This is a genomic window from Rhizobium sp. WSM1328 (assembly GCF_057653715.1).
Genome location: NZ_CM172788.1, coordinates 349,041 through 364,041, shown reverse-complemented (window position 1 = coordinate 364,041; position 15,001 = coordinate 349,041). Strand labels below are relative to the sequence as shown.

Sequence of the window (15,001 nt, the reverse complement as noted above, 5' to 3'; positions counted from 1 at the left end):
CCTCATCGCCCGATATAGATCGAGCCGAAGGACTGGCCGAACTGGCTGACCATCGCCGCAATCGAGAAATAGATCAGGAAGAGCCCGCCCATCAGCAGATAGGGCGTGGAGATGAAGTAGACCGGGATCTGCGGCGCCAGCTTGTTGATGAAACCGATCGAGACGTTGAAGATCAGGCCGTAGATCAAAAACGGGCTCGACAGCCGCAGCATGATGTAGGTGGTCTGCTCCAGCGTGTCGGTAAAGGAGATCAGCGTCGCGCGCATCTGCATCAAGCCGCCGAAGGGCATGGTCGTGTAGGAATCGATCAGCGCGCGGAAGACGATGTGATGGAAATCCATAATGAAGAGAATCATCATGCCGGCAAAGGTAATGAAGCCGGAAAGGCTGGTCTCCGGCGTGTCTTCGAGGATGTCGGCGGAACCCGGCTGGGTGTAGCCGACCATCATGGCGATGATCGTCGCGGCGAACTGCATGCCGAGCGTGTAGATCCTCGCCAGCATGCCATACATCACGCCGATCAGCGATTCGCTGAAGATCAGGCCGATATAGGTTCCGGCACCGGTGTGAACGGCCGGATAGACGGTATCCCAGAGCAACGGCATGACGGCGATCGACAGCGCCCCCGCAATGAAGACGCGCAGCTGATCGGGCACGCGCGCCGAGGAAAAACCCGGAAGAGCCAGCACACAGCCACCGATCCGGCAGAAAACCAGAAACAGCGCGAGAACGGTCCCTTGCGGGTCTGTTATCATGAAATAGAGCCCAAAATCTTTATCTCGATGCCCTTGGCCAGTTCGACATGCGACAGGACCGGGAGCGTGGCGAACAGCCTCTCGATGATCATGCGCACATAGGAGCGTGTTTCCGGCGACGTGACAAGTGCGAATGGCAGGCCGCGATCCATGAACTCACGGATAACTTTGGTGGCCTGCTCGCTGAACTCCTCCAGGCTGCGCGGATCGATGTCGAATTCGATCACCTCGCCCTTGGCGTCGCGCTTCAGCGCCTGGTGGAAAGCGAGATCCCATTTGCTGCCCAGCCGCAGCACGCGCAGCACGCCGTTGTCGGCCAAGTCGCCGCAAAGCTGCTGGGCCATGCGGATGCGGACATGCTCGACAATCTGCTCGGTCTTCCTGACATGCGGGGCGAGCTCGGCCACCGCTTCAAGGATGAGGTGCAGGTTGCGGATCGAGACACGTTCGGCAAGCAGCAGCTTGAGCACCGCCTGCAGGCCGGAATAGGACATGTGCGACGAGCAGATCTCGTCGGCGAGCTTCTTGTATTCGGGATCGAGCCGATCGATCAGCACCTTGACGTCCTTGTAGGACAGCAGCTGCGGCAGGTTGTTGCGGATCACCTCGCTCATATGGGTGAGCACGACGGAGACGTTGTCGATCGGCTGGAAGCCCTCGCGTTTCAGATCGTCGGCGAAGTTTTCGAGGATCGAGACGGCAGGCATGCCGAAAGCGGGTTCGCGGATTTCGTCGCCGGGAATGCTCGGCCGGCGGCCGGCGCCGGTCACGACGAGGACTTCGCCGACGCGCAGTAGGTTGGAGGCGACCGTCGTGCCGTGGATACGGATCTGGTAGGACTTCTCGGCGATGGCGATATCGTCGGTGACCTTGATCTCGGGCACGACGAAGCCGTATTGCGTGGCGAACTTCTTGCGCATCTTGCCGACGCGGAAGGCCAGCTCCTGGTGGGCGCCGAGCAGGCGCGTCGAGACCATCTTGCCGAGTGCGAGCTCGATTTCGGAGGTGCGCAGCACTGCCTTGACCGAATCCTTTTCCAGTTCCTTGCTCTGGACGACCTTTTTTTCTTCCTGCTCGCGGCGAAGCATGTTCTCTGCCTCGACCTGACGTGGGATGAACCAGGCACCGAAGGCCAGAAGACCGCCGAGGGATACGAAGGGGACGAACGGCAGGCCCGGCATCAGGGCCAGGATGAACATCAGCACCGCCGAGACGGAAAGCGCACGGGGATAACCGCTCAGCTGATTGACGACCGCCTGGTCGGTGGAGCCGGTGGTGCCGCCGCGCGAGACGAGAAGGCCGGCCGCGAGCGAGACGATGAGAGCCGGCATCTGTGCGACGAGGCCGTCGCCGACGGAGAGCTTGACGAAAACGTCGGCCGCTTCGCCGATCGGCATGCCGTGGCGGAAATAGCCGATGATGATGCCGCCGAAGATGTTGATGCAGGTGATGATCAGGCCGGCGACGGCATCGCCGCGCACGAATTTCGACGCACCGTCCATCGCCCCGAAGAAGGAGCTTTCCTCCTCGAGCTCCTTGCGCCGGCGCTGGGCTTCCCTCTCGTCGATAATGCCGGCCGATAGATCGGCGTCGATCGACATCTGCTTGCCGGGGATGGCATCCAGGGTGAAACGCGCGCCGACTTCGGCGATACGCGTAGCACCCTTGGTGATGACGATGAAGTTGATGGTGATGAGGATCAGGAAGACGATCAGACCAATGACGAAGTCACCGGACATCACCAGGCTTGCGAAACCCGCGATGACACCGCCCGCCGCATCGTGGCCCTCATGACCATGCGAAAGAATGACGCGGGTCGTCGCGATGTTCAACGCCAGCCGCGTCATCGTCGCGATCAGAAGAATGGTCGGAAAAGACGAGAAATCGAGCGGTTTCTGGATCCACAACGCGACCATCAGGATCAGCACCGAGAGGGCGATCGAGAAGGCCAGTCCCATGTCGATCAAGAATGGCGGGATCGGCAGGAAGAGGATGCAGATGATAACGATGATGCCGAGGGCAAAACCGACATCGCGCAGGTTCGGGGCGACTTTCGGAAGGGGGAGTGCAGGTGGTTGCGCCATGACGATTCCGTCTCTTCATGAGAGGAGGCGGACATGCGGTCCGCCCAATTCGGATCGAGAGTTAAATGGCGAAGCTTGCGCGAAGGTGGCTCAGAGCGGTTCAGATTTTATGGAAGCGTAGAACCGCTCTAACCTTTTGTTTCTACGCAATCCCCCGGCAAAAGCCCTTCGCGCTTTGGCTAGCAAAACCGCTGTGCACTTTTGCTGGAATTGCTCTAGAAGCCGGACTGGATGCGCGAGAAGACCAGATTGGTGAAAATCGAGATCTGCGAACCGACGAACGGCGCGGTGACACCGACCGTGATCAGCACCGCGACGATCTTCGGCACGAAAGTCAGTGTCGCTTCCTGCACCTGGGTCAGCGCCTGGATCAAGGCAATGACGAGACCTACCACCATCGCGGCGATGACGGCGGGACCGGCAGCAATCAACACGGTCCAGATCGCCGCCTGGAACAGATCCAATGCATCAGCTTCATTCATCCGAAGGCAACCTCATATCGCCTTGAAGCAGCCCCGCCGTGGCCGGACCGCCATTGATTGGTATCACCCGAGCTATGCGGCGCACCGGCGCCGTGGGTATCAGGTATCGGTCGACGTCGTCGGCGCCTTGTCGGCAACGGTGATTCCCGCCTGCACGAGTATATTACCGCCATCCGTGGTCGTCGCAATGATTCCGTCGGAATAAACCTTGACGGATTCGATGGTGCCTTTGACGGTGCCGTCGGCGCTTTCCATGTATTTGCCGACGTAGCTGCTGGCCTGGGTGAGGCTCGAACTGGCGAGCAGCGTGTCCAGCTTGGTGTTGGTCTGGATCGTCTGCTCGACCTGCGAGAAGCTCGCCAGCTGCGACATCTGTTCGCTGGCGTCGACCGGATCGGTCGGATCCTGGTTCTTCATCTGCGCGATGAGCAGTTGAAGGAAATTGTCGTAGTTCAGCGTCGCCTTCTGCTGGGCCGTGTTCGTCGTACTCGTCGAACTCGTGTTGGCCACGCTTGATGTTGCATCTACCGCCATGGTGCAATCTCCCTGCGAATCTGCTCGACCATCGTCGGCGGCATTTCGTGGTTGTTGAGGATATTGTCTTCGATCGCGTAGAGGCCGCGGATCGCCTTGAGTGCATCGAAGGCGCGACCAGTCGAGACGAGCGCATCGATGCGCTTCAGTTCGGCGAGGATCTCTTCGTTCTTGAAGCAGGTGAGCAGCATGGTGATCGACTTGCGGAACAACGCCGTCGAGTGGTCCTTGCCCTCTGGATTGATGAGGATCATCTGCGCGATGAAATAGAGCTGACGCAGCGGCGTCGTGGCGCCCTCCGGCTGGAGGACGTGGTTTTCGAGAAGGAACGTCACATCATTCAGGAATTCCAGCGCGACCTTGCGGTCGACGCGCAGGACGGCGCCGTTGATGAAGATTCTTTCTCCGGCTTTCAGAGAAATGCGAAGTGTACTTTTCATTTAAGTCCATCCCTGATGATGGTGGTAACGTCGATGATGCCCTGGTAGTTATTAGACTGACGTTTTCTGATCCTGTCGCATTCCTTCAATATCCAGATCGCGATCGAGATGAGGTTGGCCCTGAGCCCGATCTCCAGCTGGTTGTCGGGATGTTTGAGATCCTCGATGAAGCTGATCCAGACCCGGCGTGTATAAAACAGGGCTTCAATGGCTTCCCGGCCGTATTTTTCCTTTTCGCGCGCCGCCGCCAGCAAGTCTATGGACCGGTCAAGAACCTGCCATTCCCGCTCTTTCGCGTCGGCTACCGAGTCCTGCATGACTTCGGCATATGAGAACTGATACATTCATGCATCCTTCTTTATTGCGCGCCTTTGCTCATCAAAGGTAGTTTACAAGACTCAACTGCTGGATCTTCGAGACGATCGTGTAAGCGGTTTCAAGCTGCGTTTCCAAAGTCTTGACGAGGGTCGAGGCTTCATAGGGATCGACGCCCTGGAGGTCGACGAGCTTGTTCTTGATGATGTTGGACTGGGCGTCGAGGGCGTCGTTGGACTTCTTGACGCGCTCCTGGGAAAGGCCGAGCTGGCTTGCCTGGGTCACGAGGCCGCTGGTCGCCTTGGTCGTATAGCTGATCGCCTGTTTGGACACCGTGCTCATCGCATCGCTGCTGAGGCCCTGGCCCAACAGCGCCGAGGTCATCACCGAGGCGAGCGCGAAGTAACGCATGCCCTCGGAATTGGCATTGGTCGAGGATTCGATCACCTCGGAGTTGCTGATGCGGCTCGTCATGTTCTGGCTCGATGCCTGCGACCAGCCGGTCGTCGGGTCGGTCCAGGCGGCCTGGCTGAACATCGGCTCTACCTTCGTGGTGATGAAGGTGCTCATTTCGGCGCCGGTGAGAGCACTGACCGCCTTCGGCGGGACGAGAGCGGCGGCGTAAGTATTCAACTCCGTGACGATGGCGGCACTGGTCGCGGTCGTCTTGTCGGTCAGCGGCTGCACATCGGTGTTGATGCCCGAGAACAGATATTCGCCGTTTACCATGGTATTGGCCGTGTCCATCATTGTGGACAGGGCGCTGGTCGCCGACTGGATGGCGACGGTGATGCTACCGGGATCATGGCTGCCCTGGAGCGCCGTCAGCTTCGAAACGAGGCCGTCGCCGACATCCTTCATCTTGGAAAGGCCGAGCTGCGAGGATTCCATGCGCGCGGTGACAAGCGAATTGCTTGATTTGATCGAGTCTATCCTGTCGACCTCGCGGCTGAAGTCCACGCTCCTGGCGGCGTTGCCGCCGAGCGAGACACCGATATCCGCATAGACTCCCGTCGTCGCTTCCATCGTCGCCTTCGTCATCTGGTTCTGCGCCTGACGGATCGTCAACCGCATCGCATTCTGAATGGCCGAACTTGAAATAAATGAGCTCTTCATGGCTTAACTCGCAATATCCAGCAATGACTTCAACATTTCGTCAACGGCGTTCAAGATCTTGGTCGCCGCCTTGTAGGACTGCTCTATGTCGAGGAGCAGCGTCAGCTCCTCGTCGAGGTTGACGCCCGTCTCGTTGGAATAGGCTTCGTCAGAGCGTGACAGCGCCGCCGAGGTGTTTTCCGCTGCCGTCGTGGCATTGCTACGGTACTGTTCGAGCCAGCCGAGGGAATTTGTGGCGAATTCCATGATGCTGACGTTTGAATCGATGCCTGTCGTGGCGTCGAACCCGACAGGCGTCCCCGCCGCTGGATCGAAATCGATGTCGGAGCCCAATGCGGTATAGAGACGATCGAGTTCCGTCGTATAACCGCTGGCGCCTGACGTGTTCAGGACGAGGCCGGTGGCGTTGACGCCGCCATCGCGCAAGCGCATCGGATCGCCGCCTTGCGAGGTGATGACGCGGCTGCTGACTGTGATGGTCGCCGCCATGCCGGCAACCGCGGTGGCGCCGGTATCGACCGTGCCGCCGCTCCAGGTGAAGAGGCCGGGCACATAGGCCGGGCCGGCTGCCGTGTTCTGCTCCTTGAAGAGCGAGACCAGGCCGCGGGCGACTTCGTCGAGCTGCTTCTGGAAATTCGGGGCGATCTCGTCGCGGACCTGGAGGAGAGACTGAAGGCTTCCCTGCCCCGTCGTCGTCGATCCGCTGCCGCGTGGAAGTGCCACACCGTCAACATAGACCGAATTGCCGGTGATGGTCGCGGTATAGACATCCTGAGACTTGAACGTCACCTTGCGCGGGATCGTCTCGAAGAGGATCGTCCCGTCAGAGGTGCTCAGCACCATGTCGTTATTGTCGCGCGTCGTCGTGTTGACGCCGACGATCTGCGAAATCTGCTTGAGAGCCTTCTCACGCTCGTCGAGCGCGCCGGATGCATCCGCACCCGAGGCCGTGGCGGTCTTCACCGCGTTGTTGGCCTTCTCGAAGTCGTTGAGAAGCGTATTCAGTTTATCGACGTCGGTGGCGATCTGCTTGTCGGCGGTGGCGCGGACGTTCTGAACGGATTGCGAGGCATTGTTCAGCGAGTTGGCGACGTCCTGCGCGGCGGTGATGGCGCCCTGAGCAGCGACGGTGCTGCCCGGCGTCGTGCGGAAGGCCTGAAGCTTCTGCTGGAAAACACCGAGATAGGTGGATGGCGACGTTTCGTAGTCGTTGCCACCCACGATCGACTTGAGGTCCTCGAGACCGCCGAGCAATGCCTGCTGGGCACTGTCCTGAGAGGATGTCTTCAGGTATTGGCGCAGCAGCGCCTCTTCCTGCGCCCGATCGATCTTGACGACCTGTGCGCCATTCAAGGACGTGGTGAGCATCGCCTGCCGGCGCACGTAATCTTTGTTGCCCGCATTCGAGATATTGTTCGATACGACACTGCTCTGAGTACCCGTATTGTTGAATATGTTCTGCGCGGTATTAAGTGCGGATGTGAGCGACATGGCTTACCCGGTACCTTGCTTATCTCTTGAGGTTGACGAGAACGTCCATAATGTCGGATCCCGTCTGGAACACCTTGGAATTGGCGGTATAGCTGCGCTGCGATTCGATCATCTCGGTCAGCTCGCCGGCGAGGTCGACGTTCGAACCTTCGAGAGCGCCTGATTTGATCGTGCCGAGACCGTTGGTCTGCGGGAAGCCGGTGACGGTGACGCCCGACTGGCCGTTGGCGCTGTAGACGTTGCCGCTCATCAGCGTCAGCTTGTCCGGGCTAGCGACATTGGCCAGCGGAATGCGATAGAGCGGCTTGGTGCTGCCGTCTTCGTATTTCGCGTAGACGATGCCGTCGCCATCAACCGTGACGTCCTTGACCGGGGTCGCTGCCTGACCGTTCGGCGTGCCGGTGCCGGAGAAGTCGGCACCGAGCTGTGTGAAGGCGGAGAAGTCCATGGCAATCGTCTGACCAGTCACTGGGTCGACGATGTTAACGGCGCCGCCCGCGGTCAACTTGCCGTTGGCGTCGAAGCTGAGCGTTCCGGTGCCGACAGAGGCGGTGCTGTAGGGGAAGGAGGTCGTGCCGCCCACCGCAGCATCGGCGTTGCGGAACATCGACACTTCCCAGGTGGCAGCCGTAGCGGGCGTTGCCGGCGGCGGCGTAACAACTGTTTTTTTCGTGAAGTAGAAGTCGTACATCACCTTGTTGCCGAGACGGTCATAGGCGACCATCGAGACCTTCTTGGTGTCGGTCGTCGTCGTGGCGAGGTTGGCGCTCGGCAGCGTCGCAGGAGCGACCGGAGCGATCTTGGCATTGGAGTCGAGGTTGCCCTTGAAGATACCTGAGGTCGAGGCGATGGCGGTCAACCCATCCTGGTTGACGTTGACGGGAACGAGGCCATCGAAGCCGTTGACGACGACAGCAGGAGAGCCGGAGTCGTAGGAATAACCCATCAGCATGAAGCCGGCGGCGTTGACGAGATTGCCTTCGTCGTCCTTGGTGAAGTCGCCGGCGCGGGTCAGAACCGGGGTGCCGTCAGGACCCTGGACGATGAAGAAGCCGTCGCCTGAGATTGCAAGGTCGGTGCTCGACGTGGTGTAGGAAATATCGCCCTGGTCGGAGACGGCTTGGCGGACGGAGGTCTGAACGCCGCCGGAATTGTAGTTGCCGCCCGAGGAGGGCAGAACCAGCGACGAGAAGCTCGTCGACACGGCCTTGTAACCGGTCGTGTTAACGTTGGCGATGTTGTCGGCGACGGTGCTGAGGCGGTTGGCCTGCGCGTTCATCCCCGATACTGCCGTCTTCATGCTGCCGAAAATGCTCATCTGAAAACCTCGCTTTACCTGTTATGCACGAGAGTATTTGTCGGGCCTTGCGTGAAGCTGTCTGTCATGCGAGCTGCGAGGCCGGATAATGCGGTTCAGCCAGGCGCCGCCCGGCCGAGAAAATCAGGCCCAATCGATGCAGTAACCAAGGAAGCGCTTGGAATCGACCGGATCGACGCCGAGCTTTTTGCGCAGCTTCTTGCGCAGCTTCGAGATGTGGCTTTCGACGACGTTCTCCTCGACCTCTTCATCGAAGATGCCGTAGATGGCGTTGAAGATCTGGGTCTTGGTGACGCGGCGACCGCGATTGGCGATCAAATATTCGAGGATGCGGCGCTCGCGCCGGGGAAGTGCGAAGACTTCGCCGTTGATCTCGGGGTCACGGCCATCCGAGAAGACGCGAATCCCGCCGATCTCGGTATAGTTGGTGATCGCCTTCAGCCGGCGCCGGATCGCAGCCGCCCTTGCGAGGATTTCGCGGGGATGCACCGGTTTGCGCACCACGTCGTCGACGCCGCAATCGAACAGCGCAAGGGTGTTTTCGAGCGAGTGCTGATCGCTGACCGCAATCACCGGCGCCATCGACCGATCCCGGATCGCCCGGGGCAGTTCGAAGTTGCGCTGGCCTTGACCGATCAAGAAGGCCTCGACTGCAGCTATATCGGAATCGGCGGCGGTTTGTACCCACTCGCCGAATTCCGCTGGATCAAAGCCGGTGGAGGGAATGCCCTCACGACCGAACAGAGATGTGTATCCATCTTTCACGAGCTCACGCTCATCAACCACTACGATCATTCGTCCGCCTCCGAATCAGTGTGGCACTTCGATGATCTATGGGTACGAATCGCACGAATCGGCGACAACTCGTTAAAGTTAATGGCAGAAACTAATAATTGATTAAGATTTGGGTAGCGATTTGATCTATATCTAGTGGGTAGCCCTAAATATGCCCACCAAAATTTCGTGGAAAAGTTAACAGTCGGTTAAATATGACTTGCGCGGGGGATTCACGCCGGATTCCTGCCACATTGTGACACAGTTTCGTCACAATACGCCTCTTCTATCTTTGGTTGAATCAATTTCGGCAAAAGTTACTCGCATTGAGAGTCCATTTGCCGTAACCCGTGGCGACGAGATTGGAGATGACGCGGCAGACATATTGCTTCTGTGCCGGATTATTGTTCGGTCCGGCATGGTATCTGGCCACCGCCATCGTCCATGTCTCGTGACGGTCATGCAGATTGCGGAGGAATTTTGCCGCATACTCGACGTTGCGATGCGGGTCGAACATCTCCTCGGCGGACCGGAAATTCTCGCCGTGAAAGTAATGGTTGATCTGCATGCAGCCGATGTCGATGAGCTTGGCGCCGCTGTTGCGGGCGACATCGAACTGTCGCATCGCGTCCTGCTCCGAGGGCGGAAAGATCGCCTTGCCTTCGACGTTCATGGCATAGGGATAGAGCGAGCCCTTGCGGCCGGTTTCCGTCAGACCGACCGAATAGAGGATCCCTTCCGGGATGCCGTATTTGGCCGCTGCCGACTGGATCTCGCGTTCGCAGGCGCCGGTGGAGGCGGTCGCCTCAGAGGTAAACGCCGCCAGTACCGCTGCTGCCGCCAGCACGAGCGTCTTCAATACCAGTCTCGCCTGCGCCATTGAAGCCTCCGTCCGTCCGCTGTGCCGTCTGATTGTGGCGCTCGCGCGCCTCGCCGCCCTGCCCCTGCTGGGGGGGCGACTGCTGCTGGGAGGCCTGGCCCTGGTTGCCGGCGTCGGAACGCTCGACCGGCGCCATGCTGATGGTGACGTTTTCGACCGCGTAACCCTGGCTGCGCAGAGCTTCGAGAATCTTGCCGTGATCTTCCTTCATCTGACGATAGGCGGCCCCGGTTTCGACCTTGAGGTCGACGTTCAGGGCGTCGCCGGACAGGCGCATGGTCGCCGTCACCAGACCGAGATCGAGCGGGTTCATCTGGATCTTCAACGTATTGACCACCCTGCCGGTGCTCGTCCATTCCGCCGCGTTGGAGAGCGCCGAGCTCGGCTCCATGGCGCGCGCCCATTCGGAATCGCCGGAGAGAGCGGCGGTAACGGCAGCGGAATTCGAATTCTGCATCAGGCCGATATAGCGGCGCGATTCGAGCACCGAAACGTTTTCGACATCGGCCTTCTTCGAGCCATCTTTCGGACCGACCTGATCGGTGCCGATGTGGACATCCATCGAGACGCCGCGGCCATCGGCGCGGCTGATCCTGAATGTCTTTCCATCGGCGGCTTCGGCAGCCTGCGATCCGGGAACCTTGATATTATCCGCCTTGCCGCTCTCGACGTTGCCGCTGACGGCGGCAAGAGCGTCGGACGCATGGCCGCCCGCCTTGGCTTCGATACCATCGATTTTTTTGTCGGCAGCTCCAGCCTCGTCGACGTTTGCAGAGACGTGATGCGCGGTGGCCGCCGGCAAAGTCACGGTCCCGTCGGCAGGCTCCTGCTTCAGCAGACCCAGAACATCGGAAATGCCGCCGTCATCATCGTCGCTGGCCTTATCCGTATCGGTTTCCAGCGCGTCGGCCTTGGTGTGTTTGCCGCCCTTGGCTGCCGGAGCGACCCCGTTTGCGGAACTGTCCTTCGGATCGAGCTTGCCGAGGCCGAGATCGGTCGGCATTTTGATCTCGGCCTTTACCGGCTTTGCCGCGGCCTTGTCAGCACTGACGATCGTTTCCGGCTGCGCCTCCGCCTGTGCCTTCAGCGCGGCGTCGCTAAGATCGATCAACGGCTTTGCGCCGTTGCGGCCGCGGATCGACTGCGCCGCTTTCTCGGCGCTGCCATCGGCTGCCACGCCCTGATTCGGCTGCGCATCGTCGGCATCGTCATTGGCAGCACTGCCGCTTGCCTTGGCCAGCGCGTCGGAGAAGCCGTTCTTTTGGCCGGCGGCATCGTCTTTTCCGGCCGGTCGCGCAGATTTCGCAGTCGCGGCGGACTCCGCACCGGGGGCTCCGCCCGAGACGCTCATATCCATCATTGTTCGTTGCCTTCCTGCGCCAGAAGACCGTCGATCTCGTCGAGCTTGGATCGATTGGTCGTCACAAATGCGTTGAATGAGGGGTCGGTATCCTGGCTTTGGCCAGTCGATGCCACACCTCCCGGAACAGGCTCGGGAAGCGCGCCTGGCGCTCCCGGTTGCGTGGCTATAGCCGCAGCCTTTTCAGAAGTGATTTCTTGATGGTCAGTGTTAGGATCCGAGGCTTGCGTCAGGCTTGCCGGGTCGGGAGCGCGCAGGATCTGGTCGGCGACGGACCGCGCGGCCTCCTGCAGCGCCTGATCCCGCGGCGACAGCGCGTTGCCGTCGATGCCGCTGACATTCTTCGCCGCCTGATCGATATCCTCTGTGGGAAGGCCGGCCATGCCGCCATAGAAATCTGCAAGCGAACCGAAGGGATTGTCGGTGCCGGCGCCAAGCGACTGCACGCGACCGACCGCCATGCGCGCCAGCTCCGGCTTGCCTGATATCGCGGCAGCGCGGGCGATGCGCAGATAGACCTCGCGTTGGCGCGGGGCGTCCATGAAGGACAGGATGTCGATGACATCCTGCGGTTTCACGTCGTGATCGTGGCCGACGACGAGCGTGACGAAAAGATCGGCGAACTGGCTGGCATAGGGCGAATGCAGGAAGCGTCTGACATAGCGCTGCGAATAGGCCATTCCCCTGTCGAGCATTCCCTTGTCGACGCAGATGGCGACGGAGCGGCGCAACGCCGCCTCCTCGACGATCGTACCCGGAGCGGCAAGACGCGCCTGGTCGTAGAGATCCAGCGCGTCTGTCGGTTTCGTCGCGATCAATACGTTGCCGCCGATCAGGGCAAGGTAGGGGCCGATCTTCTTGTCGCGATATTCTCTGGCCGTCTCCTCCAGTGTCTTGGCGACGAGCAGCCCCTTGCCGCTCAGATATTTGCGCAGCACATCGGTGACGCGGTTGTCGAAATAGCCGTTGACGTCATGGGCGATCAGATATTCGAGTGTCTGGGGATTGCCGCCGCTCATCGCGTAGATCAGCGCTGCGTCGACGTTGCGGTCGTCGTCGAATGTCGAAGGATCGACAGTGCGCAGCCGCTCGTCGATCGTGCCCAGCATGAAGCGTTGCATCTCGCCGGCCGAATGATCGCCGCTGACGACGGAATCCTGCACGAATTGCAACGATCGCAGCATCTTGTAGGGCGCGAGATCGTCCGGATCCTGCGCGTTGCCTCCGGCCGGCGAAAGCATCGCCAGGCCGAGGGCCACAAATCCGACGTAACGGTGCTGCCGACGCGCCATTCGACTATCCTTGATCCGCCTGCACCAGGATCTCGATCCGGCGATTGGTCGCGTTGAACGGGTCAGACGGCAGCTTCAGCCGACGATCGGCAAAGCCGGAGACCTGGGAGATGCGTTTCTCGTCGAGCCCGCCGCGTACGAGCATGTAGTAGGCGCTTTGGGCGCGATCCATCGAAAGCCGCCAGTTCTCATTCTGCGTGCCCTTATACTGGCGACCATCCGTGTGGCCGCGGACGGCAACCGCACCACCCCTCTCCTTCAGGATCGCGCCGATCTTTTCCATGGCCAGCACCATCTCCTGGCGCGGAACCGCAGAACCGATATTGAACATCGAATCGTCGGTCTGATCGGAGATGCTGACCAGCAAACCGCCTTCGGACGCCGTCACGGTCAGACCTTCAGCGAGCTTGCCGGCAACGCCGCCGATCTGCTGGGCGATCTGCGCCTGCAGCTGCTCTGCTTCCTTCTGCTGCTGCTGCTCGGTCTCGGCGGCACTCTTGTCCGCATCCTTCTGATGATCGGCGTCCTTCTGAGCTTCGGCCTTCTTGTCTTCGGGCGACTTGCCACCCGGCGTCTTGCCGTCCTTGGCCTCGACCGCGCCCTTGGTTTCCTTCGTTTCTTTGGTTTCCTGGGCGGCCTTCTGATCGGTAGTCAGCGGTATCGGCTTGGCGTCCTCAAGCTTGGCGATCTCGGTCGTCTCGCTCTCGACCGCCTGGTCGTCGCTCTTGCCGGGCGGCAACGGCTTGCCGGCCGTCGTGACCTCGACCTGCTTCGTCCAGAAATCCGGATCGAAGGGATCACGATAGGCCTCGCCGCCATCGGCGCCGGTGGCCGGGCCGGAATCGGCGGCACCGCCGTCGCCCTTGGCGCTGACATTGGCCTGCTGGCCGACTTCCTGGGCGATCTCGGCCAGAACCGAATAAGGATTTTCGAAGAAATCGGCCTCGGAATAATTGGTTTGGTCGCCTGAGGTCGATGTCTGGTCGTCACCATCCGCCGCGGCCTTGCCGTCGTTCGGATCTTCTTCCTTCTGTTTCGACTTCTCCTGCTTCTCTTCGCCCTCGGCGTTGTCGACGGGCTTCTTCAGGCCCTTCTCGGTCGGCTTTTCGTCGGAGAGTTTGATCGGATTGAAATAGGTCGCGACCGAGGCCTTGGTCTCCTCGTTGGCGGCATTGACCAGCCACATGACCAGGAAGAACGCCATCATCGCCGTCATGAAGTCGGCATAGGCAATTTTCCACGCACCGCCATGGGCGCCATCGTGATCACCGCCGCCATGTCTCTTGACGATGATGATCTCGTTCTTGCCGTGGTGGTGGTTTTCGCCTTCGCTCATTCGAGAACTTTCTTCAAGCTTGCCGCCCAGGCGGACATACGGGTGACGATGACGGCATCACCGATTTCGACGGCAAGATCGATATCGTCGGTCTCAATGTGGCGAACCGCCTCGGCATGTTCGCCGAGCTCGGCCTTCAATATGTCGAAAAGCCGGGTCGGCCCCCTGACGACGACCGCTCCGGCCGCGCCTTCGAGGATCGCGTCACGCAGCAGAGAGGCGAGGCTTTCGGCAGCCTTGGCGGCAAGCGCTTCGGTCATCACAGGCGCGATGGCAACGGCGGCGCCGGCGCTGACCAGTTGAGCGATCTCTTCGGCGATATCGCGGATGCGGGATGCAATGACCGCCGCCGCCTCGACTTCGTAACGCAGCTTCAGCTCTTCGAGTTCACGCGCATGGACCTCCGCCAGCATCCGCACCTCGCGTTCGTATTTCTCAGTCAATTCCACGGTCGCTGCGGCATGACCTTCCGCATAGGCTTCGCGGCGCTCCGCCTCGACGTCGATCGCCGGTTCGCTCGCCATTTCGGGGAAAGCGTCGCTGCCGAAATCGTCCATGTCGAGGATCGGCGCTGACGATTCCGGTTCACCGAAATCCTTCAAATACCGGGAAAGCGCAATGCTCATAAAAAACCATCCAGCATTCGGGAGGCATGCAACATGCCCGCCCCCGCTCAAAGTGACGTTGTGCGTCGGCATCCCCTTCGAAACGGGCAAGAGCCTGACCTTGCGCCGGCACGGATTCGGACGATGCCTTCATGCCGGAAACTAGGCAGTCAAACTTGCGCGAGGATGAATGGCGCCGCTGCCACCCGTGATCGCGCC

General features: G+C 60.3%; 15 protein-coding genes. All 15 read right to left on the bottom strand.

Annotated elements, in window-relative coordinates; all coding sequences use genetic code 11:
* Nucleotides 1-2: 2 nt before the first annotated feature.
* The gene (fliR, locus tag AC2444_RS01850; protein WP_012756081.1) at nucleotides 3-755 is read right to left on the bottom strand and encodes a flagellar biosynthetic protein FliR; all 753 of its coding nucleotides are present in this window, start codon (nucleotides 753-755) and stop codon (nucleotides 3-5) included.
* Nucleotides 752-2,839: a flagellar biosynthesis protein FlhA gene (gene flhA, locus AC2444_RS01845; protein ID WP_012756080.1), complete on the bottom strand. Its 2,088-nt coding sequence runs from the start codon at nucleotides 2,837-2,839 to the stop codon at nucleotides 752-754. The genes fliR and flhA overlap by 4 nt, the downstream gene beginning before the upstream one ends.
* 215 nt (nucleotides 2,840-3,054) lie before the next feature.
* The gene (gene fliQ / locus AC2444_RS01840; protein ID WP_009992823.1) at nucleotides 3,055-3,321 is read right to left on the bottom strand and encodes a flagellar biosynthesis protein FliQ; all 267 of its coding nucleotides are present in this window, start codon (nucleotides 3,319-3,321) and stop codon (nucleotides 3,055-3,057) included.
* 99 nt (nucleotides 3,322-3,420) lie between these two features.
* Nucleotides 3,421-3,855, bottom strand: coding sequence for a flagellar hook assembly protein FlgD (gene flgD, locus AC2444_RS01835; protein ID WP_012756079.1), 435 nt, complete (start codon nucleotides 3,853-3,855; stop codon nucleotides 3,421-3,423).
* Nucleotides 3,846-4,295, bottom strand: a complete 450-nt coding sequence (gene flbT / locus AC2444_RS01830) for a flagellar biosynthesis repressor FlbT (RefSeq protein ID WP_012756078.1) — start codon at nucleotides 4,293-4,295, stop codon at nucleotides 3,846-3,848. Before flbT ends, flgD begins: the two co-directional genes overlap by 10 nt.
* Nucleotides 4,292-4,639, bottom strand: coding sequence for a flagellar biosynthesis regulator FlaF (gene flaF / locus AC2444_RS01825; protein ID WP_003556569.1), 348 nt, complete (start codon nucleotides 4,637-4,639; stop codon nucleotides 4,292-4,294). The genes flbT and flaF overlap by 4 nt, the downstream gene beginning before the upstream one ends.
* 34 nt (nucleotides 4,640-4,673) lie before the next feature.
* Nucleotides 4,674-5,726, bottom strand: a complete 1,053-nt coding sequence (locus AC2444_RS01820) for a flagellar hook-associated family protein (protein WP_012756077.1) — start codon at nucleotides 5,724-5,726, stop codon at nucleotides 4,674-4,676.
* Between the two features lie 3 nt (nucleotides 5,727-5,729).
* A complete protein-coding gene (gene flgK, locus AC2444_RS01815; RefSeq protein WP_012756076.1) occupies nucleotides 5,730-7,217 on the bottom strand; it encodes a flagellar hook-associated protein FlgK in 1,488 nt (495 codons plus the stop codon).
* A 19-nt stretch (nucleotides 7,218-7,236) separates the two neighbouring features.
* Nucleotides 7,237-8,535: a flagellar hook protein FlgE gene (locus tag AC2444_RS01810; RefSeq protein ID WP_012756075.1), complete on the bottom strand. Its 1,299-nt coding sequence runs from the start codon at nucleotides 8,533-8,535 to the stop codon at nucleotides 7,237-7,239.
* A 123-nt stretch (nucleotides 8,536-8,658) separates the two neighbouring features.
* Complete coding sequence (gene rem / locus AC2444_RS01805) at nucleotides 8,659-9,330, bottom strand: transcriptional activator Rem (protein WP_003545558.1); 672 nt, start codon at nucleotides 9,328-9,330, stop codon at nucleotides 8,659-8,661.
* A gap of 280 nt (nucleotides 9,331-9,610) precedes the next feature.
* On the bottom strand, nucleotides 9,611-10,168 hold the full coding sequence (locus tag AC2444_RS01800; RefSeq protein ID WP_012756074.1) for a transglycosylase SLT domain-containing protein: 558 nt from the start codon (nucleotides 10,166-10,168) through the stop codon (nucleotides 9,611-9,613).
* Nucleotides 10,116-11,549, bottom strand: coding sequence for a flagellar hook-length control protein FliK (gene fliK, locus AC2444_RS01795; RefSeq protein ID WP_012756073.1), 1,434 nt, complete (start codon nucleotides 11,547-11,549; stop codon nucleotides 10,116-10,118). The genes AC2444_RS01800 and fliK overlap by 53 nt, the downstream gene beginning before the upstream one ends.
* On the bottom strand, nucleotides 11,546-12,841 hold the full coding sequence (gene motC / locus AC2444_RS01790; RefSeq protein WP_012756072.1) for a chemotaxis protein MotC: 1,296 nt from the start codon (nucleotides 12,839-12,841) through the stop codon (nucleotides 11,546-11,548). Before motC ends, fliK begins: the two co-directional genes overlap by 4 nt.
* Nucleotides 12,842-12,845: 4 nt before the next feature.
* Nucleotides 12,846-14,177, bottom strand: a complete 1,332-nt coding sequence (locus AC2444_RS01785) for a MotB family protein (protein WP_012756071.1) — start codon at nucleotides 14,175-14,177, stop codon at nucleotides 12,846-12,848.
* Entirely contained in the window at nucleotides 14,174-14,803 is a 630-nt protein-coding gene (locus tag AC2444_RS01780) for a FliH/SctL family protein (RefSeq protein WP_012756070.1), read from the bottom strand. Before AC2444_RS01780 ends, AC2444_RS01785 begins: the two co-directional genes overlap by 4 nt.
* Nucleotides 14,804-15,001: the final 198 nt, after the last annotated feature.

Bases quoted from the DNA above. Each gene is read 5' to 3' on its own strand.
- fliR (WP_012756081.1), bottom strand. From the start codon at position 755: ATGATAACAGACCCGCAAGGGACCGTTCTCGCGCTGTTTCTGGTTTTC.
- flhA (WP_012756080.1), bottom strand. From the start codon at position 2,839: ATGGCGCAACCACCTGCACTCCCCCTTCCGAAAGTCGCCCCGAACCTG.
- fliQ (WP_009992823.1), bottom strand. From the start codon at position 3,321: ATGAATGAAGCTGATGCATTGGATCTGTTCCAGGCGGCGATCTGGACC.
- flgD (WP_012756079.1), bottom strand. From the start codon at position 3,855: ATGGCGGTAGATGCAACATCAAGCGTGGCCAACACGAGTTCGACGAGT.
- flbT (WP_012756078.1), bottom strand. From the start codon at position 4,295: ATGAAAAGTACACTTCGCATTTCTCTGAAAGCCGGAGAAAGAATCTTC.
- flaF (WP_003556569.1), bottom strand. From the start codon at position 4,639: ATGTATCAGTTCTCATATGCCGAAGTCATGCAGGACTCGGTAGCCGAC.
- AC2444_RS01820 (WP_012756077.1), bottom strand. From the start codon at position 5,726: ATGAAGAGCTCATTTATTTCAAGTTCGGCCATTCAGAATGCGATGCGG.
- flgK (WP_012756076.1), bottom strand. From the start codon at position 7,217: ATGTCGCTCACATCCGCACTTAATACCGCGCAGAACATATTCAACAAT.
- AC2444_RS01810 (WP_012756075.1), bottom strand. From the start codon at position 8,535: ATGAGCATTTTCGGCAGCATGAAGACGGCAGTATCGGGGATGAACGCG.
- rem (WP_003545558.1), bottom strand. From the start codon at position 9,330: ATGATCGTAGTGGTTGATGAGCGTGAGCTCGTGAAAGATGGATACACA.
- fliK (WP_012756073.1), bottom strand. From the start codon at position 11,549: ATGATGGATATGAGCGTCTCGGGCGGAGCCCCCGGTGCGGAGTCCGCC.
- motC (WP_012756072.1), bottom strand. From the start codon at position 12,841: ATGGCGCGTCGGCAGCACCGTTACGTCGGATTTGTGGCCCTCGGCCTG.
- AC2444_RS01785 (WP_012756071.1), bottom strand. From the start codon at position 14,177: ATGAGCGAAGGCGAAAACCACCACCACGGCAAGAACGAGATCATCATC.
- AC2444_RS01780 (WP_012756070.1), bottom strand. From the start codon at position 14,803: ATGAGCATTGCGCTTTCCCGGTATTTGAAGGATTTCGGTGAACCGGAA.